Below are 19,305 nucleotides of genomic sequence, written 5' to 3'. Positions count from 1 at the left end.
AACTTTGGCAGATGAAAAAAATTTTATTCTTTGCCGGAAGTAACAGTAGTAAATCCATTAACCATAAACTCGTCAGTTTTGCCGCCACGCAAGTTGCGGTACATAAGGTTGAAGTAATTATATTAACAGATTATAAACTCCCCATGTTTGGTGAGGATCTAGAGAACGAAAAAGGCTATTCTGTGGAATTAAGAATGCTGTATAATAAAATCAAAGAAGCCGATGCGCTGGTTATTTCCGTTAACGAGCATAACAGTACTGTTTCGGCATATTTTAAAAATACAATTGATTGGCTTTCACGTTTGGATCGAAATTTCCTAAAGGATAAAAAGGTTTTGTTGATGAGTACTTCCAACGGAAAACGCGGCGCTGCTTCTGCTTTGGAATACACAAAAAATGTACTTCCCAGATTTGGAGCAACCATTATTGAAAGCTTTAGTTTTCCTTCGTATTCGGAAAACTTTTCGGAAGAAACCAATTCTATTTCCAACGAAGTTTTATTACTGGGTTTTACGGATGTTCTTCAAAATTTCGTGCATCAAATTGAACAATAATGCGCACCGTAAAGAAATATCCCTTTTCTTTAACTGAATATTCTAAAACTCAACTGCTCCAATGGGCGCAACAGTTTGATGACGTTGTTTGGATGGACAGCAACAATTATTCACAAAAACATCAAACCTATCAGGCAATTCTGGCAGTCGATGCTTTTACCTCCATAAAAACTGATGCCTATAATGCTTTTGATAAATTAAAGGATTACCAAACCACTACGGCAGACTGGATTTTTGGATATCTTACTTATGATCTTAAAAACGATGTGGAAAAGCTGGATTCCAATAATTTTGATGGTTTAGGTTTTCCCGACCTTTATTTTTTTCAACCAAAAAAAATCTTTCTTTTTTCCGAAGATAATGTTGAATTGCATTATTTGAATATGGTTGCCGATGAAATGGATAATGATTTCCAAACCATTTCTAAAATTAATCAGCACCCCAAAGAATCTGCCCCAAAGCAAAATACAAAAATAAACATCCGGACCTCTAAAGACAGCTACTTTCAGAAAGTGGAAGAGGTGCTTGAACACATAAAACGGGGAGATATATATGAAGTGAACATATGTCAGGAATTTTATTCCGAAGATACTGAAATCAATCCGTTGGAAGCGTTTATTCAGCTTAATAGAATTTCAAAACCTCCCTTTTCGGTTTTTTTAAAGCTGAACGATATTTTTGCGCTTTCAGCTTCGCCCGAGCGCTATTTAAAAAGAACGGGAACCACTGTTGTATCCCAGCCCATAAAAGGAACTGCAAAGCGTTTAAAAAATAAAAAGGACGATTTAAAAATGGCGCAACAATTGGCTAAAGACCCCAAAGAACGCAGTGAAAATATAATGATTACAGATTTGGTTCGCAACGACCTTTCCCGTATTGCTGAAAAAGGGAGTGTTTCCGTTGAGGAACTTTGCACTATTTATACTTTTGAACAAGTGCACCAAATGATTTCCACGGTCACTTGTAGCGTGGCTCAAATTACGTCCAGCGTTGAGATTTTAAGAAATACCTTTCCAATGGGCAGCATGACGGGTGCGCCAAAAATTTCTGCAATGCAAATTATTGAAGAAACAGAAGACGCCAAACGTGGCTTATACAGCGGTGCTATCGGCTATTTTTCTCCTTCGGGAGATTTTGATTTTAATGTTGTCATTAGAAGTATTCTCTATAATTCTTCTACTAAATATGTAAGTTTTTCCGTTGGTGGTGCCATTACTATAAATTCCGTCCCCGAGAGAGAATACGAAGAATGTTTGTTGAAAGCAAAGGCTATGCGTGAAGTTTTGAATAGTCCTTTATGAGTTCTAAAGCTTATAAAGGCTGTTTATTAGCTTTTATACTTATAAAGTATATTTATTAGTGTTTAAGCTAATAAACTTGTATATTTGAATAAATTCTAATAAAATGAACTATTCGGTAATATCTGGCGATATTGTTTCATCAACAGGTTTGCATACCCAAGACCGCAAATTTGTGGAAGAAAATTTAAACATCTTGCTCCAAAGCTTGAAGGAGGAATTTAATGTGTATGGCCGCATTATAAAAGGCGATTATTTGGAGTGTGTGGTTCCGAATGCCCCAGAAGGACTGCAAGTGGCCTTGGCCATAAAAAGCTTTGTAAAGGCAATTCCCATTAAAATGAAGGCTTACACAAGTGAAGACAACAGGATAAAACAATTCAAAACCCACGGAATAAGACTTGCTATTGGTTATGGCGAACTGAGCCGTTACAAACCCGAAGAAGGCGTTATAGATGGTGAGGCCATTTACCTATCGGGTCGCGAAATAAGTGGCGAAACAACTTACAATAAAGAACGCATTGTTATAAAAAACACCTTGTTTTTTGCGTCTAAAAACGAAAATTTAAATAAAAATTTCCAACCTTTACTTGCCTTGCTGGATGTTCTTTTGAGCAAAGCAACCTCACGGCAATGTGAAGTTTTGTATTTTAAATTAATGAACAATCAAGAAGATGAAATAGCCAAGCGTCTTGGCATAGGGCAATCTGCCGTAAACCAGCACTCTACCAGCGTAGGCTGGAACGCCATTGATGAAGCGGTAAACTATTTTAAAATGGTGATTTCAAAATAGAAGTTTATGGAACTAAAGGAATTATTGCTACTCCAATTTATTGCACATCTGTGTTTGGATTACTTTTTCCAAACTGATAAATTGGCAAAACAGAAAAACACAATCGGGTTTAAAAGTTCCTTTTTATATTGGCACGGTTTAGCGTGCTTTTTATTGGCCTGGTTATTTTCGTTGCAGCTAAGTTTCGCATTGGCCGCCGGAATAATTGCAATAACCCACTTTTTAATAGATGGTTTTAAACGCCATCTCAACAATAGTAGGCATTTTGGACGATATGCTTTTTTTATAGACCAGGCTACCCATTTGGCAATTCTTACCTTAGTAGTTGTCTTATTTGATAAATGGCACGGTATCAACCCTCCATTTGATTTTTCAATAAATTTTAAATATTTACTCATAATTACAGGATACTTAGTATGCTTAAAACCTGCAAACATTTTTATAAGAGAGGTTTTTAAAGCTACCGAAATACAAGTTTCCAGCGACAATGAAATGCCCAATGCCGGAAAGGTAATTGGCGTTTTAGAACGTATTTTAACCCTCACTTTCATCATAGTTTCACAATATTCAGCGGTTGGATTTTTGATTGCTGCAAAATCCATTCTCCGTTATGGAAATAACGAAACCCTAAAGACGGAATATGTGCTTATTGGAACAATGCTAAGCTTCGGAATAGCTGTTATTGCTGGAATAATAATTAATTTCTTTTAAATTATATTCAGATTGCTAAATCGTTTTAGAAAAAATATTGAAACCCAATTTTCTTTTTTAGAAGAAAAAAAAATCCTCATAGCCTGTAGCGGTGGGCTTGACAGTGTAGTTTTGACATATTTGATGAAAGAATTGGACTTTGAGATTGCTTTGGCGCATTGCAATTTTTCATTACGTGGAAAGGAAAGCGATGGCGATGAGATGTTTGTGATCGGTTTGGCAAAAAGCATGGACATTCCAGTATTTGCTGAAACTTTTGACACAAAAAAAATTGCTGAAGAACACAAAATTTCCACCCAAATGGCGGCACGCGATCTGCGCTATGCTTGGTTTGCCGAAATTTTAAAGGATTTTAAATACGATTTTCTTTTAACAGCCCATCATTTGGATGACGATCTGGAAACTTTTTTTATCAATCTTTCGAGGGGAACGGGGCTGAATGGACTTACAGGAATTCCAAGGCAGAATAATAAAATCATTAGACCGCTTTTAGGTTTTTCACGAGATGAAATCCTGCAGTATGCTGAAAAGAATAATTTAAAATGGCGCGAAGACAGTAGCAATCTAAAGACTGATTATCTTCGAAATCAATTGCGTTTGGAAGTTTTGTCCCAATTCAAGAACATCAATGAATCGGTTCTAAAAAACTTTCAAAGAGCACAGCAAAACCTGCAAGCTTCACAAAATCTTATAGAAGATTATATGGCTTTGGTTTACAATCTGGTTGTTACCGAAGCTGTAAATTCATATAAAATCAATATTCAAAAAATTAAGGAACTGCCGCATACAGACGCTTTGCTTTATGAATTGCTAAACGGCTTCGGCTTTACGGAATGGGAAGATGTTTCAAATTTACTAGATGCACAAACGGGGAAACAGCTTTTTTCAAAATCGCACCGACTTATAAAAAACCGTGAAGAATTGGTGCTTACCGAAATTGATTTCGGAAATAATAATAAAGAATTTTTAGTTTTGGAGGAAGAAATAAATTCTCCGATAAATTTAAGAATTGAAACATCAAAATACATTGGCGAAACCGAGAAAAACTTAATATATGTTGCTTCTGAAAAGCTAAATTTCCCTTTAAGGCTTAGAAAATGGAAAAGCGGTGATAGTTTTCAACCTTTTGGAATGAAAGGAAAAAAGAAATTGAGCAAATTTTTCAAAGACGAAAAAATCCCTTTAAACGAAAAGGAAAAAGTCTGGCTGCTTTTAAGTGACGAAAAAATAGTTTGGGTAATTGGGCATCGTATGGATGACCGTTTCAAAGTAACTAAAGATTCAAAGAAAATTTTGAAAATTACTTGGAAAGCATAATACAGTAAAACAAGAATCCCGACCAAAGGCCGGGATTCTTTAACAAACCTAACTTAGTAAACTTTAAAGTGCACTAAGAATATTTTCTATCCCCACAAAAAATATTGCTTTGTGCATTATCCACTAATTCTATGATTCAAATATAGGGTAGGAAATAAATTTCCACAATACGTACTTACACGTATTTTTTTGTGATTAAAATCATTTTGAATTGTAAACAATAATAGTAACTTTCCATTTATGAATATACCAAAAAAAATAGGGGTTCTAACCAGTGGGGGTGATGCCCCGGGAATGAACGCCGCCATTCGGGCAGTGGTTAGGGCATGTGCCTATCATAACGTTGAATGCGTGGGCATTTATCGTGGTTTGCAAGGTTTGATTGAAGGTGATTTTAAAGAATTGAATGCGCGGTCTGTAAAAAACATCATCAATCGTGGCGGTACTTTTTTGAAATCTGCCCGTTCAAAGGAATTTAGAACTGAAGAAGGTAGAAAAAAAGCTATCAATAATCTTCAAAACGAAAATATAGATGCCTTGGTCGTTATTGGTGGCGATGGTACTTTTGCGGGAGCTTCCATTTTTATTAAGGAATTTAACTTTCCTATAGTTGGCCTACCGGGAACAATAGATAATGACATCAATGGAACAGATTACACCATCGGGTACGATACTGCTTTAAATACTGTGGTGGAAGCGATTGATAAAATTCGGGATACTGCAAATTCACATAATCGTCTTTTTCTTGTTGAAGTAATGGGTCGCGATGCTGGTGATATTGCTTTGAACGCTGGAATCGGAGCAGGAGCTGAAGAAATCCTTATTCCCGAACAGAATATGGGACGAGAACGTTTACTGGAATCGTTGAGTCGAAGTAAAAAATCTGGAAAAACCTCAAGTATCGTTGTGGTTTCCGAGGGAGACCAAATTGGTAAAAACATTTTTGGCCTTGCCCAATATATCGAAGAAAATTTAAAGGAATATGAAGTTAGGGTTACCGTACTTGGCCATATACAACGGGGCGGCTCCCCGAGTTGTTATGATCGTGTGCTCGCAAGCCGTTTGGGCGTTGGTGCTATTGATGCACTTTTGCGCGGTGAAACTAATGTGATGATTGGTATAGTTCACAATAAAGTAATTTCTGTTCCTTTTTCAGAAGCAATAAAGGGAAGTAATGAAATAGATGAAGATTTGATTCGCGTGGCAGACATCATTTCAATTTAACAATAAAAAATAAAAATATTAAATGAAAACGAAAATAGGAATTAACGGCTTTGGCCGAATTGGGCGTCTAGCCTTCAGAATAGCATCACAAAGAAATGATATAGAAATAGTAGCGGTAAACGATTTATTGGAAGTAGATCACTTGGCCTATTTATTGGAATATGATTCCGTTCACGGCAAATATCCCGGAACTATTGAAGTAAAAAAAGGAAACTTAATAGTAGATGGCAACAAAATAAGGGTTACTTCAGAAAAAAATCCCGAAGACTTAAAATGGGACAATGTAGATGCCGAAATTATTATCGATTGTACCGGGATTTTTAAAGAAGTAGATTCGGCTTCGGCACATTTAAAAGCTGGTGCCAAAAAAGTGATTATTTCCGCACCTTCAAAAACGGCACCTATGTTTGTGATGGGCGTCAACCATAAAGATGTAAAATTTTCTGATACGATTGTTTCAAACGCCTCGTGTACCACGAACTGTCTTGCTCCGATGGCAAAAATAATAAATGACGAATACGGAATAGTTGAAGCATTAATGACGACGGTCCATTCCGTAACGGCCTCTCAATCAACGGTTGACCAACCATCAAAGAAGAACTACCGTATGGGAAGAAGTGCTTTGAGCAATATTATTCCAACAACTACAGGCGCTGCTGTTGCGGTAACCAAAGTAATACCAGAGTTGAAGGGCAAACTTACAGGTATGGCTTTTCGCGTACCAACCACAGATGTTTCGGTGGTTGATTTAACGGTTCGCACTGAAAAACCCGCGTCCTATGAAGAAATAAAAGCACTATTCAAAAAAGCTTCAGAAAACGAATATAAAGGAATCGTAAACTACACCGAAGCCGAAGTGGTTTCGCAGGATTTCGTTTCAGACCCGCATATTTGTACTTTTGATGCCAACGCCGGCATTGCGCTTAATGATAATTTCTTTAAGTTAGTGGCTTGGTACGATAACGAATACGGCTACTCCGCAAAACTGGTAGATTTGGCCGCTCACGTTGCAACTTTATAAATTATGACCCTAATAACCGACGGCGGTTCTACAAAATGTGATTGGGTATTGTTGGATAATTCTGGCGAGCTTGTCTTTAAAACAGCTACTTCAGGTCTTAATCCTACGGTGGTTCTAAAAGAGGAATTGTTGCTTCGCATTGCCTCAAATGAAGATTTAAAAAGTGTTTTCAATAGTGTTGAAATTCTAGATTTTTATGGAGCAGGCTGCGGTACCGCAACGCCGCGAAGTATTTTAAAGGAAGTTTTGGAGGCACTATTTATAAAAGCGAAAGTCAACGTTTCCGAAGATATGGAAGCCGCGGTTTTTGCCGTAACCACCAAACCAGGAATTGTTTGCATTTTGGGTACGGGCAGTAATAGTTGTTATTTTGACGGCACCGAAATTCACGCGCCAATCCCAGCTTTGGGCTATATTTTGATGGACGAAGCGAGTGGAAATTACTTCGGAAAAAGATTGATCCGCGATTTTTATTACCATAGAATGCCTACAGAAATTGCTGATGAATTTGAGAAAAAATTCAATTTGGAGGCAGACGTTATAAAAATGAATCTCTACAAAAAGCCAAATCCCAATGCATATTTAGCGTCTTTTGCCCAATTCATTTTTACGCAGAAAGAAATAAACCCATACTTTTACGCGCTGATAAAAGAAGGCATTTCAAATTTTATTGAATGCCGCATTCTTTGTTATGAAAAAGCGCACGAAGTTCCAGTTCATTTTATTGGCTCCATTGCACATTTTTCAGAAGAAATTATAAAAGAATGTTTTGCAGGACACAATCTTAAGCTTGGAAATATCGTTCAACGCCCAATAGATGGGCTAATAGATTATTATAAAAGCAAAATTCATAACTCATAAATCTAAAATCGTCAATCGTAAATCAGAATGTCTTTACCCAAAATAAATCCTACAGAAACCGAGGCTTGGAAGGCACTTGAAACCCATTTTCAAGAAATGAAAGAGTTGGAAATGCAAGATGTTTTTGAAAAGGATGCCAATCGAGCAAATCAGTTTAAGATTACATGGCAGGATTTCTATATAGATTATTCAAAAAACAGAATTACCGATGAAACCCTTTCTCTTTTATTAAAACTTGCTGTGGAAGTAAAGTTGAATGATGCCATCAAACAACAATTTTCAGGTGAGAAAATAAATGAGACCGAAGACCGAGCTGCATTGCATACAGCACTGCGCGATTTTGAAAACCTGAAACCGGAAGTGAAAACGACACTTCAAAAAATGGAAAGTTTTTCCGAAGAAATAATAAATGGTTCACACAAAGGTTTTACAGGAAAAGCGATTACTGACGTTGTAAACATCGGTATAGGCGGAAGTCATTTGGGTCCGGAAATGGTTACGGAAGCACTTCAGTTTTACAGAAACCATTTAAAGATTCATTTCATTGCAAATATTGATGGCGATGGAATAGCTGAAATACTCAATGGTTTAAACCCTGAAACAACACTTTTTATAATTGTTTCAAAAAGCTTTACTACCCAAGAAACCATTGCAAATGCTATGTTAGTGAAAGATTGGTTTCTGAAAAAAGGAAAGAATGAAGCCATTCAAAAACATTTTGTAGCTGTTTCGGCAAATGTGGATGGCGCAGAAGACTTTGGGATTTCCAAAGAAAACATTTTCCCGATGCAGGATTGGGTTGGTGGCAGATTTTCACTTTGGAGTTCCGTGGGACTTTCCATTTGCTGTGCTATTGGTTTTAAGAATTTTGAAGCATTGCTGAAAGGTGCTTTCGAAATGGACAACCATTTTAAAAATGAAGATTTTGCCAAAAATATTCCCGTGATACTTGCTTTACTTTCAATTTGGTACAATAATTTTTTTAAAGCGGAAAGTGAGGCGGTAGTTGCATATTCACAATATCTACACAAACTAGTTCCATACCTGCAACAGGCGATAATGGAGAGTAACGGTAAAAGTGTGGACCGAAATGGCAAAAAAATAGATTACCAAACGGGGACGATAGTTTGGGGCAATGTGGGCAGTAATTCGCAGCACGCTTATTTTCAACTTTTGCACCAAGGCACAAAATTGATTCCAACTGATTTTATAGGTTTTAGCGAATCACTTCACGGAAATATTGAAAACCACAGTATTTTAATGGCTAACTTTTTCGCACAAACTGAAGCACTTTGGGAAGGAACGCATCATAAGCATGTTGAAAATTCTTTTAAATCCTTTGAAGGATACAAACCCACCAATACTATTCTAATAAAAAAATTGTCGCCCAAAAACCTAGGAAGCCTTATTGCACTTTACGAACACAAACTCTTCGTTCAAGGCATTATTTGGAATATTTTCAGTTTCGATCAATGGGGTGTGGAACTGGGTAAAACCGTTGCAAAAGGGACTCTAAAAGCTATTGAACATAGAAATCTCTTAGCGATAGAAAATCGTTCAACAGCTAATTTGATGGAATTTTTTTTTAAAAAATAGCTACAAACTTCGCACTTCACATTTCAAACTTCCCACATTTTTTATATCTTTCAGTTATAAACTCCCCGTTTATACTTACAGAATTATGCTTACAAAAGTTTATGGAAGCGCCGTATTTGGCGTTGAGGCTACAACCATTACTGTTGAAGTAAATGTTGATAATGGAATAGGGTATCATTTAGTTGGCCTTCCCGATAACGCTATACGTGAAAGCAATTTTCGTATTGCTGCCGCTTTACAGAACAACGGTTACAAAATTCCCGGAAAGAAATTGATTCTCAATATGTCGCCTGCAGATCTTCGGAAGGAAGGCTCTGCCTACGATCTTACTTTGGCGATGGGGATCCTCGTTGCCACGGAACAAATTGAAGAGCGAAATCCACTTTCGGAATATATTATTATGGGCGAATTGTCTTTGGATGGAAACCTGCAACCCATTAGAGGCGCGTTGCCAATTGCACTGAAAGCAAAGGAAGAAGGTTTTAAAGGCTTTATTCTTCCGAAGCAAAACGCAAAGGAAGCAGCAATCGTTGAAGGTATTGAAGTTTACGGAATTGAAAATATAAAGGAAGTGATCGGTTTTTTCAACAAAAACATTCCACTCGAAAAGACCGAAGTAGATATGGAAGCCGAATTCTACGAGCATTTGGAACATCCCGAATTTGACTTCGCCGACGTAAAAGGACAGGAATCCATTAAACGTTGCATGGAAATAGCAGCAGCGGGTGGTCACAACATTATTTTGATTGGGCCACCGGGTTCGGGAAAAACTATGCTTGCCAAACGTTTGCCCAGTATTTTGCCACCGATGACTTTACAGGAAAGTCTTGAAACTACTAAAATACATAGCGTTGCGGGTCGTACAATGGAAAAAGGGGGCATTATGACTTCGCGTCCTTTCCGCAGTCCGCATCATACAATTTCAGATGTTGCCCTAGTTGGTGGCGGACAATACCCACAACCAGGCGAGATAAGCTTGGCTCACAACGGCGTGTTGTTTTTGGATGAACTTCCTGAATTTAAACGTGGTGTTTTGGAAGTGATGCGACAGCCTTTAGAAGATCGCGACGTAACCATTTCTCGTGCAAAGTTTACAGTAACTTATCCGTCCAGTTTTATGCTCGTAGCGAGTATGAATCCAAGTCCCGGCGGCTATTTTAACGATCCCGATGCACCGGTAATGTCTTCACCTGCGGAAATGCAACGTTATTTGAGCAAAATTTCGGGACCACTTTTGGACAGGATAGACATTCACATAGAAGTAACCCCAGTTCCGTTTGAAAAACTAAGTGACGAACGCCGGGGCGAATCCAGCATTGTTATTCGGGAGCGGGTTACAAATGCCCGAAAAATACAATCGGACCGCTTTTTGGAATTTGAAAAGGTACACTACAACGCACAAATGGGGGTGAAGCAAATTCGGCAATTTTGCAAACTTGACGAAGCTTCGTTGCAACTCTTAAAAACAGCTATGGAGCGTTTAAATCTTTCCGCACGTGCGTATGACCGGATTTTAAAAGTAGCACGCACCATTGCCGATTTGGAAGCTACCGAAACAATAAACGGCAACCATATATCTGAAGCCATTCAATATAGAAGTTTGGACCGGGATGGGTGGTTTGGGTAAGTTGTTGTTTGCTCATAATTTAAAGGTTTGTTTTAACTTTTTTTTAAGAGTAAAACTAGCTTCTCATAGTATCTTTAAAACTTTCCTAAAATTAATTCATTATGTTTAAAAACACGTTTAAAATCAGTGTTTTAGCAACGGCTTTAACAACGTTGATTGTCTTTTCCTGTAAAACAAAACAGGAAATAACAACTGAAGATAATGCCAAACTTTCAGTAGAATTTGAAAAGTACGAACTCGAAAACGGTCTTGATGTAATTCTTCACCAAGACAAAAGCGACCCGATTGTTTCGCTTGCCATTCAATATGGCGTAGGGTCCAATCGAGAAAAAACAGGTCGTACCGGCTTTGCTCACTTATTTGAGCATATGCTTTTTCAGGAATCTGAAAATGTACCACAGGATCAATTTTTTAAAACAATTCAGGACGCTGGGGGTACGCTTAACGGCGGAACCTGGAAAGACGGAACAATTTATTATGAAATAGTTCCAAAAAACGCAATGGAAACCGTGATGTGGCTGGAAAGCGACCGCATGGGTTTTTTAATAAACACAGTAACCGAATCTGCTTTTTACAACCAGCAAGAAGTAGTTCAAAACGAAAAACGTCAACGAGTTGACAACAATCCTTATGGACACACAAGTTGGGTGATAGACAAAAACTTATATCCTGAAGGGCATCCATATAATTGGCAGGTAATTGGAGAATTGGAAGATCTTCAAAATGCAACCGTGGAAGACGTAAAGGAATTTTACGATCGCTTTTACGGACCAAACAATGCAACTCTGGTTTTAGCAGGTGATTTTGATACTGCCGAAGCCAAAAAAATGATTGAAAAATATTTTGGTGAAATTAAAAGACGCCAAGAGGTAGAGCCGCTAAAGCCACAATCAGTAACACTTTCAGAAACCAAAAGGCTTTATCATGAAGATAATTTTGCAACCGCGCCACAACTGAATATGGTTTGGCCCACTTTGGAACAATATACTGAAGATGCTTACGCTTTAGACTTTTTGGGCGAAATACTTTCCCAGGGAAAGAAGGCGCCATTATATAAAGTCTTGGTGAAAGAAAAAGATTTAACAGCGAGAACAACTGCATACAATAGTTCAAATGAATTGGCTGGAGACTTTCAAATTTCAATTACGGCAAACAATGGTGTTGACCTAGATTCCATAGAAAGCGGAATTAACGAAGCCTTTGCGCTTTTTGAAAAAGAAGGTGTTACCGACCGCGACATTGAAAGGATTAAAGCAGGATTGGAGACCCAATTCTACAACGGAATTAGTAGCGTGTTGGGAAAATCATTTCAATTAGCGCAATATAACGTATTCACTGGTGATCCAGGATTCATCACTCAAGACATAGAAAACATCAAAAAAGTTACAAAGGAAGATGTATTGCGAGTTTACAATAAATATATAAAAGATAAACCTTACGTGATGACCAGTTTCGTTCCGAAAGGACAACTTGAATTGATTGCAGAAAATTCAGAAAAAGCCAAAGTAGTTGAAGAGGAAATTAAGGAAAACGTTGCCAAAACAATTGAAGAAACTAATACGAAAATAGCAAAAACCCCCTCTAACTTTGACCGTTCAAAACCACCTGTACAAGGTACAGCTCCTGAATTGTCAATTCCCGAAGTTTGGAATGCAAATCTTGAGAATGGATTGAAAGTTTCTGGAATTGAACAGAACGAAATTCCAACCGTGAACTTCAGTTTGGTGATTGAAGGAGGGCATTTACTCGACGATATGCAAAAGAACGGTGTGGCCAACCTAATGAGCGATATTTTGATGGAAGGTACCGCAAACAAAACCCCAGAGGAATTGGAGGAAGCCATTGATCTTTTGGGTGCAAGCATTAATATGTACACTACGGATGAATCTATCGTAATTAGAGGCAATACCTTGACGCGTAATTTCGATAAAACAATGGATTTGGTAACCGAAATCCTTTTGGAACCTCGTTGGGACGAAGAGGAATTGGGACGTATTAAAACCAAAACTATAAATCAAATTGAACGTTCGGATGCAAATCCAAATGTAGTTGCAAATCGTGTTTACAATAAAATTCTTTATGGGGATGACCATATTTTTAGTTACCCAACAATGGGTACGGTGGAATCTGTGAAGTCAATAACCATGAACGATTTAAAGGAATATTACAACAAGAATTTTTCGCCTTCCATCAGTTCATTCCAAGTAGTTGGAAAAATTGACAAAGACGCGGTTTTGAAAGATTTGAAAGGTTTAGAAGAGCGTTGGGCTGCAAAGGAGGTTGCTATTCCTGAATATCCAGTTGCCAATAATCGGGATAAGGCTTCCCTTTACTTTGTAGATATCCCGAATGCCAAGCAATCTGTTATAAACGTAGGCTATATAGCTTTGCCGAAAACAGATAATGACTTTTATCCTGCGGAAGTAATGAACTATAAGCTGGGCGGTTCCTTTTCAGGAAACGTAAATTTAATTCTGCGTGAGGAAAAAGGATATACCTATGGCGCCCGAACCAATTTCAGCGGAAGTAAAATTCCAGGGACATTTACAGCCTCATCAAGCGTTAGAACCAACACCACAGGAGAGTCCGTTCAAATTTTTAGGGATGAAATTTCAAAATACAAAGAAGGCATTTCTCCCGAAGATCTTGAATTTACGAAGAATGCGCTCATAAAATCAAACGCCCGTCGTTTTGAGACACAGGGTTCACTTTTGGGAATGTTGCAGGAAATCAACGAATACAACCTTCCGGCAAATTACATTGAAAAGGAAGAAGCCGTTGTGAAAAATATGACATTAGAGCAACATAAGGAATTGGCCAATAAATATTTGGACGCTTCCAAAATGGCTTATTTGGTGGTTGGTGATGCTGCCACGCAGTTTGCGCAGTTTAAGGATATGGGCTTTGACGAAGTGAAGCTTCTCGACAAAAATGGAGAGGAAGTGAAACTTGAGGATGTGAAAATGTAATAGTTAGTATTAGAAATTTATTTGCCACGAATTCACGAATCAAAATTTATTTGTGAATTTGTGGTTTTTTATTTTTTTATCTTTATCTAAATTCTTCACTTTTATGAAATGCCCTTTAAAAATTGCAATTCCACCTAAGATGGATAATTGGGTCATTCCACCTGCCTGCCTGCAAGGCAGGTCTTCCACTTTATCAAATATTTTATAAAGATGAAAAACTACTGCCTTATTTTTTTCTTCGGAATTTTTCTATTTGGTTGTAAAGACAAAAAAGAAAACACAGAGATTTCCAAAAAGGAGGAAACTTACATACAAACGTTTCCCGAACCAACCTTTACATTAGCTGAAGCCAATAAACTTATTGAGCTTCCACTGCATTGCGTAGGCACAAAATATCCTTATAAGCCGGGCGAAACTTTGGAAAGTAAAGCAGATTTGGTGGAACCGATTGCTGTACATCCTATCTTTTACGGATGTTTTGACTGGCACAGCGCCGTCCATGGCTATTGGTCTATGGTTACATTACTGAAACAATTTCCAGAAATGGAAAAGGCAGAAGAAGTCAGAAAATTGCTGAAAGAAAAAATCACGGCCGAAAATGTGGCGACCGAGCTTGCCTTTTTTGAAAAACCCATCAATAAATCCTTTGAAAGAACCTACGGTTGGGCTTGGCTCCTAAAACTTTCCGAAGAATTACACAAGTGGGACGACCCAATGGCGAAGGATTTGGAACAAAACCTGAAACCATTGGCAGATATTATTGTGCTTCGTTACAAAGAATTTCTTCCAAAACTGAATTACCCAATCCGAGTGGGCGAGCATACCAATACAGCCTTTGGATTGACTTTCGCTTATGACTACGCTGAAACGATGGGCGATTTGGAATTAAAACAATTAATTGAAAAGCGCGCCCGAGATTTTTATATGAATGATGAAAACTGTCCTATTAATTGGGAACCCAGCGGCTATGATTTTCTTTCGCCTTGTTTGGAAGAAATTGACATCATGCGCCGCGTACTATCACCAAAGGCAAAATATTCCGATGGGGAAGAGTTTATAAAATGGTTGGACAAATTTATGCCTCAACTTGCTGATAAAAACTATCATTTAAAAGTAGGGGAGGTAAGCGACCGTACTGATGGCAAATTAGTGCATTTGGACGGCCTGAACTTTAGTAGGGCTTGGGTTTTTTATGGTTTGGCAAAACGGTACCCGAAATACAAACATCTTGAAAATTTGGCCAATGAACACGTGGCGTATTCCTATCCAAACTTAGTGGGTGATAGTTACGAAGGCGGCCACTGGCTGGGCAGTTTCGCTATTTATGCATTAAATACGCTACACGGAAAATAGGCTAATGTGTGCGGTTTTCCTTTAAAAACTCACGTCTAATTCCCTGTTGTAAAATTTTAAGTGAAAGTGTTTCAGATTTTTCACTTAAAACCTGCAGGCAGCAAAATTGGATGATGTTTAAAATATTGGAGCCAGTGAGTTCGTATTTTTTTGAAATTTCTTCCCAATCAATTTCTTTCGAAATTTTCAGCTTTTCGGGAAGGTTTGTTTTCCAAATAATAGCCCGTTCCTTTGCGCCGGGCATTTCGAAAGCGATAATGGATTGAAACCTTCGCGTAAAAGCTTCGTCAATATTATCCCGAAAATTGGAAGCCAAAATAATCAATCCGGGATGCGATTCCACGCGCTGCAGTAAATAGCTAACCTCTTGGTTTGCATATTTATCGTGGGCATCTCGCACATTTGTTCGTTTTCCGAAGATGGCATCGGCCTCATCAAAAAACAAAATCCAGTCTTTATGCGCGGCTTTGTTGAAAAGGTTTGAAAGGTTTTTTTCGGTCTCGCCTATGTATTTTGAAACCACTGTTGAAAGATCGATTCTATAAACGGGTATGTGGGTGTATTTTCCCAAAAGGCTTGCGGTCAGTGTTTTTCCCGTACCCGCTGGTCCATGGAAAAGCACTCGGTAGCCTGCTTTCAAGCGTTTCTCCATTCCCCAATTTTTGAAAAGATGGTCATTGTGTTGCAACCACGTTTCAAGCTCCTTTATTTGTTGCAAGGTTTTTTCACTTAAAATCAAATCATCCCACTCCAATTGGGTTTCAAGTTTTTCAGCCGGAAATTGGGTGCTTAATTTTGGTGGCGGCACCTCTCCCGTGGTGAGCTTGTGGATAATTTCTGGGAAAAGCACCAATTTTCCGCTCATCATAGGTTCTCCCGAAGGTGCATTTTCGAGGTATAGCACATTTTTTTTGTTGAAGAAATGTGCTTCCGAAAAGTAGTCCATGCACTCCATTCTTTTTGTGAAATCGGAGCCTCCCAAAATAAATTGAACGGTTTCGCCCGTGGGAAGTATGCCGCGGTGATTTTGCCCTTTTACACCGCCAAACTCAACAAAATCGATCCCCTTTGGGAATTCCTTTGAAACCACGTCGAGCAACATTGACGGATAAATGGAAGGAGCGAGGGCCAAAAGAAGAACGACTGCTTCTGCCTGTGAAATGTTTTCTTCTTTTAAAAATTCGCCCAATTTTGATTTCCCCAGTTTTTTTAAATCCAATGTGGGTGCTTCTATATCAAAATCTGCACTGTGATTTTTTATTCGCCAGGAGATGGCCGCTTCCAAAAAAGCAAAGATTTTATTTAGTTCTATTTCGGATGCATTTTTCATCTGTATAAAATATTATTTAAAAAGCTATTTCTGGATTTTTGTTTTTTTCCTTGGTTTTTGTATTGATTATTTTTTCGATTTCTGAAAATTGCTCTTCCAACAAAGGATGTTTTAAAATGGCATCGATATAATTTAAGCTGCTTATACTTAAATGCCGCGAAAGGGTAGGTTCGTAAAACTCCCAAGGGTCAAAAAAGGATTTGTTTGGTTTTTCTGTCAAGGAAAGTATCAAATTGTTTTCCTTTTGCAGAAAAACTTCAAGTTTTTTGCGGGTTTCGGAATTTGTAATCGTGCCCTTAAAAAACGCTTCCACATCATCAATGGAAACTTTGTGCGGCATAAAAATTTTGAAATAACGCAATTTTCCATCGGCGGCTTCTTCCCAATTGGTCAAATAATCACTGAGGTAGTTGGGGATTTTATCAAGATTGAGCCCCGTTTCCAAATCGACGATTATGTTATCCGACTCGTTTTCGTTTTTGTGGATGTGGAGGATTTTGTTTTCTTTTTTGAATTTTTCAACCAAATAATTCACATACAAACTTTTGCTATTTATAATTTCAACATAAGCAATTTGTTTATCGCCCAAAACCTGATTGTGAAGTAAATAATGGTGCAAATCCAAACATCCCAAAAGTCCACTATTGTCAATCGCCCCCGCATCGATAAAATGGCCGTGCCCCTTTATTTTTGCGGCCGGACTGAAAATAGGGAAACGGTTGGTAGTGGAAACCGCTTGGTAAAAAGGAATGGTTTTATTGCCCGCCAAATCGGCCAGATTTTCTGCATAGGGAAAAATTGCGTTGAAATCTCTTTGTCTCACAGACCACAGAATGCCACGGTTTCCTTTTTGGCCGGCGGTATTCATAATGAGCGACGGAAAGTAGCCGTCTTTAAGAAAAGCTTCTTTCCAATAATCGCGAAAGGAGACTTTGGAAAGATGTTTTGAAGGCGTGTTTTGGATGTTGTTTTGATATTTCACCATTGCGTAATAAGGACGGTCGCGTAAGCCGATTCGCTCGCTAAACGGCCACAGCTTTCGATAGGTATCCAGCCCGAACGTTAGCGTTAAATCCAGCGAGGTATAATTTTGTTTTGCGAGGGAATCTATCTTTTTTTTAATGCGAAGCGTATCCAAAGCATCTTCTTTAAAAAGCCCCGTATAGAGCGCCAAACCTAACGAACCGCCCGAAGCGCCCGAAAAGGCGATGCTTTGTTTCAACAGTTTTCCTTCTGTATTTGTTTGTAATTTGTTCAGCACATTAAGTGTCCAAACGTTTGCTTTTAACCCGCCACCGTGTGAAGCTATAAAGAAAAGTGTGTTGTCCTTTTTTGCTTTTAGACTATCCAAAAATACTGCTTCGGGTATTTCGGTCTTTGTGTTTTCAACTAAATCCAGTTCGTGGGTGGTGACTTCGGTATTTGTACAATTCGTAATAATTATGAGCACAATCAATATCAGGCTAATTGCCAAAAAGGCACGATAACTTTTGGTGTTCAGCAATTGCTTTTTTCTGGCAACAAAAAAGTACTTGCCCAGACTTGCCGATACAAAATAGTAAAAGTAGAAGAAGGCGAGCAAAATGGGAACGCCATTCATCAGTGGCCATCCCAAAATGCTGGCCATTGTGAGAACGAAAAGAAAAATTGCGGCCACTAAAAAGTTCAAATAAAACATTAACAGATAGTTCTCGGATTTTTCCAAAAAGTGGATTTTTTCAAAAAATATCCGTACGGGAAGATATTTGGCGCTGGTTAACGTATCTAAAATCAAACTGAATTTGGAGCGCAACAATCTGAAAAAAATGTAATTGAACATAAAGGCATAGCTGGTCAACAGCAGCATTATAAACCCTCCCGGGCTGAAATTGCCCCAAGTAAGCGTATTTATGAGCAGAACAACGCACAGGATAGCAATGATTAGGTACCAAAGGGCCAATTTTCGGTAGAATTTTATTAGCTTTTCAGGAAGTTCTTCGGTGGTTTTTTCACTTTCGTACCTGGTGATTTTTTCCTTCAAATAGATATAAAGTACAAAAGGGACGAGAAGCAGCACATAAATAATAATCTTCACCTTATCAAAAGGGAAATCCTCAAAAATGAAGGTTGGCTTAAAACTGCTGATGATGAAGTGTATCCAAACAATGTGTATCAAAATGCCCGTGGAATAACGGAAATAATTGGCCCAGTTATCGGGTTTGTAACCGGAGCTCTTATCGGTCGTAAATGTATAGACCGTAAATTTTTTAAAAATCCACCAGTTTAAAGGGTGCTTTGCGTGCCAGTTTGTATAATCGCCACTGTTGTTGAGATCAGCTGCATAATAGGTGTAAATGGGGTAGTGGGAGAGCGCAACAGCCAGCCCGTTAATGAAAAAGAATGCCAAAAACAGGGAAACCCATTTGGTCTCTATCAAATCGACCATCATAGTGAAGGCCTGATCCATTTGGGTTAACAACAAAAGAATGATCAAAATGACCAAAAGGCTTAAAATAGAAGACTTAAAAAAATTTTTGAAAGATTTGAAAAGATGATGCACAACACCAATCAGCTTTGTAATGCACGATTTTTTTTCTTCAGTTTCTTTCATTGAAAAAAGATATAAGCTTCTAATTTAAAGATAATTATCTAAAAAATTTCTTTTGAAATAA

At 38.1% G+C, this 19,305-nt stretch carries 14 protein-coding genes; 12 read left to right on the top strand and 2 right to left on the bottom strand.

Annotation, left to right across the window (positions count from 1 at the left end; genetic code table 11):
• The first annotated feature begins 11 nt into the window (after nt 1-11).
• The 12 genes from AC58DT_RS00675 to AC58DT_RS00620 all read left to right on the top strand — a co-directional run bounded on the left by AC58DT_RS00675 (nt 12) and on the right by AC58DT_RS00620 (nt 15,324).
• Complete coding sequence (locus AC58DT_RS00675) at nt 12-554, top strand: NADPH-dependent FMN reductase (protein ID WP_497214828.1); 543 nt, start codon at nt 12-14, stop codon at nt 552-554.
• Nucleotides 554-1,855 carry an aminodeoxychorismate synthase component I gene (gene pabB / locus AC58DT_RS00670; protein WP_497214826.1) on the top strand — a complete coding sequence of 434 codons (1,302 nt, stop codon included), beginning with the start codon at nt 554-556 and terminating at the stop codon, nt 1,853-1,855. Before AC58DT_RS00675 ends, pabB begins: the two co-directional genes overlap by 1 nt.
• A gap of 103 nt (nt 1,856-1,958) precedes the next feature.
• Nucleotides 1,959-2,645, top strand: a complete 687-nt coding sequence (locus AC58DT_RS00665; protein ID WP_497214824.1) for a fumarate hydratase — start codon at nt 1,959-1,961, stop codon at nt 2,643-2,645.
• A 6-nt stretch (nt 2,646-2,651) separates the two neighbouring features.
• A complete protein-coding gene (locus AC58DT_RS00660) occupies nt 2,652-3,356 on the top strand; it encodes a DUF3307 domain-containing protein (protein WP_497214823.1) in 705 nt (234 codons plus the stop codon).
• A 12-nt stretch (nt 3,357-3,368) separates the two neighbouring features.
• Nucleotides 3,369-4,673 (top strand): tRNA lysidine(34) synthetase TilS, encoded by a 1,305-nt coding sequence (gene tilS / locus AC58DT_RS00655; protein ID WP_497214822.1) that lies wholly within the window; start codon nt 3,369-3,371, stop codon nt 4,671-4,673.
• A gap of 240 nt (nt 4,674-4,913) precedes the next feature.
• Nucleotides 4,914-5,897, top strand: a complete 984-nt coding sequence (gene pfkA / locus AC58DT_RS00650) for a 6-phosphofructokinase (protein ID WP_497214821.1) — start codon at nt 4,914-4,916, stop codon at nt 5,895-5,897.
• A 22-nt stretch (nt 5,898-5,919) separates the two neighbouring features.
• Nucleotides 5,920-6,918 carry a type I glyceraldehyde-3-phosphate dehydrogenase gene (gene gap, locus AC58DT_RS00645; RefSeq protein WP_497214820.1) on the top strand — a complete coding sequence of 333 codons (999 nt, stop codon included), beginning with the start codon at nt 5,920-5,922 and terminating at the stop codon, nt 6,916-6,918.
• 3 nt (nt 6,919-6,921) lie between these two features.
• Complete coding sequence (locus AC58DT_RS00640) at nt 6,922-7,779, top strand: N-acetylglucosamine kinase (RefSeq protein WP_497214819.1); 858 nt, start codon at nt 6,922-6,924, stop codon at nt 7,777-7,779.
• 27 nt (nt 7,780-7,806) lie between these two features.
• Nucleotides 7,807-9,375 (top strand): glucose-6-phosphate isomerase, encoded by a 1,569-nt coding sequence (pgi, locus tag AC58DT_RS00635; RefSeq protein ID WP_497214818.1) that lies wholly within the window; start codon nt 7,807-7,809, stop codon nt 9,373-9,375.
• Nucleotides 9,376-9,460: 85 nt separating this feature from the next.
• Nucleotides 9,461-11,002 (top strand): YifB family Mg chelatase-like AAA ATPase, encoded by a 1,542-nt coding sequence (locus AC58DT_RS00630; protein WP_497214817.1) that lies wholly within the window; start codon nt 9,461-9,463, stop codon nt 11,000-11,002.
• Nucleotides 11,003-11,103: 101 nt separating this feature from the next.
• Complete coding sequence (locus AC58DT_RS00625; RefSeq protein WP_497214815.1) at nt 11,104-13,971, top strand: M16 family metallopeptidase; 2,868 nt, start codon at nt 11,104-11,106, stop codon at nt 13,969-13,971.
• A 210-nt stretch (nt 13,972-14,181) separates the two neighbouring features.
• Nucleotides 14,182-15,324: a DUF2891 domain-containing protein gene (locus AC58DT_RS00620; RefSeq protein ID WP_497214814.1), complete on the top strand. Its 1,143-nt coding sequence runs from the start codon at nt 14,182-14,184 to the stop codon at nt 15,322-15,324.
• A 1-nt stretch (nt 15,325) separates the two neighbouring features.
• On the opposite strand, the gene AC58DT_RS00615 is transcribed toward AC58DT_RS00620, so the two are convergent.
• A complete protein-coding gene (locus AC58DT_RS00615) occupies nt 15,326-16,654 on the bottom strand; it encodes an ATP-binding protein (protein WP_497214813.1) in 1,329 nt (442 codons plus the stop codon).
• Nucleotides 16,655-16,670: 16 nt separating this feature from the next.
• Entirely contained in the window at nt 16,671-19,244 is a 2,574-nt protein-coding gene (locus AC58DT_RS00610) for a hypothetical protein (protein ID WP_497214812.1), read from the bottom strand.
• Between the last annotated feature and the right edge of the window lie 61 nt (nt 19,245-19,305).

This window comes from Aequorivita sp. CRS11 (assembly GCF_059693805.1).
The sequence above is the reverse complement of the archived record's forward strand: the minus strand, read 5'-3'. Positions and strand labels throughout refer to the sequence as shown.

What these genes read in the sequence shown, in the direction of transcription:
- AC58DT_RS00620 (WP_497214814.1), top strand. Translation starts at nt 14,182, where the DNA reads ATGAAAAACTACTGCCTTATTTTTTTCTTCGGAATTTTTCTATTTGGT.
- pgi (WP_497214818.1), top strand. Translation starts at nt 7,807, where the DNA reads ATGTCTTTACCCAAAATAAATCCTACAGAAACCGAGGCTTGGAAGGCA.
- AC58DT_RS00640 (WP_497214819.1), top strand. Translation starts at nt 6,922, where the DNA reads ATGACCCTAATAACCGACGGCGGTTCTACAAAATGTGATTGGGTATTG.
- AC58DT_RS00610 (WP_497214812.1), bottom strand. Translation starts at nt 19,244, where the DNA reads ATGAAAGAAACTGAAGAAAAAAAATCGTGCATTACAAAGCTGATTGGT.
- AC58DT_RS00630 (WP_497214817.1), top strand. Translation starts at nt 9,461, where the DNA reads ATGCTTACAAAAGTTTATGGAAGCGCCGTATTTGGCGTTGAGGCTACA.
- AC58DT_RS00660 (WP_497214823.1), top strand. Translation starts at nt 2,652, where the DNA reads ATGGAACTAAAGGAATTATTGCTACTCCAATTTATTGCACATCTGTGT.
- AC58DT_RS00615 (WP_497214813.1), bottom strand. Translation starts at nt 16,654, where the DNA reads ATGAAAAATGCATCCGAAATAGAACTAAATAAAATCTTTGCTTTTTTG.
- AC58DT_RS00665 (WP_497214824.1), top strand. Translation starts at nt 1,959, where the DNA reads ATGAACTATTCGGTAATATCTGGCGATATTGTTTCATCAACAGGTTTG.
- pfkA (WP_497214821.1), top strand. Translation starts at nt 4,914, where the DNA reads ATGAATATACCAAAAAAAATAGGGGTTCTAACCAGTGGGGGTGATGCC.
- pabB (WP_497214826.1), top strand. Translation starts at nt 554, where the DNA reads ATGCGCACCGTAAAGAAATATCCCTTTTCTTTAACTGAATATTCTAAA.
- AC58DT_RS00675 (WP_497214828.1), top strand. Translation starts at nt 12, where the DNA reads ATGAAAAAAATTTTATTCTTTGCCGGAAGTAACAGTAGTAAATCCATT.
- AC58DT_RS00625 (WP_497214815.1), top strand. Translation starts at nt 11,104, where the DNA reads ATGTTTAAAAACACGTTTAAAATCAGTGTTTTAGCAACGGCTTTAACA.
- gap (WP_497214820.1), top strand. Translation starts at nt 5,920, where the DNA reads ATGAAAACGAAAATAGGAATTAACGGCTTTGGCCGAATTGGGCGTCTA.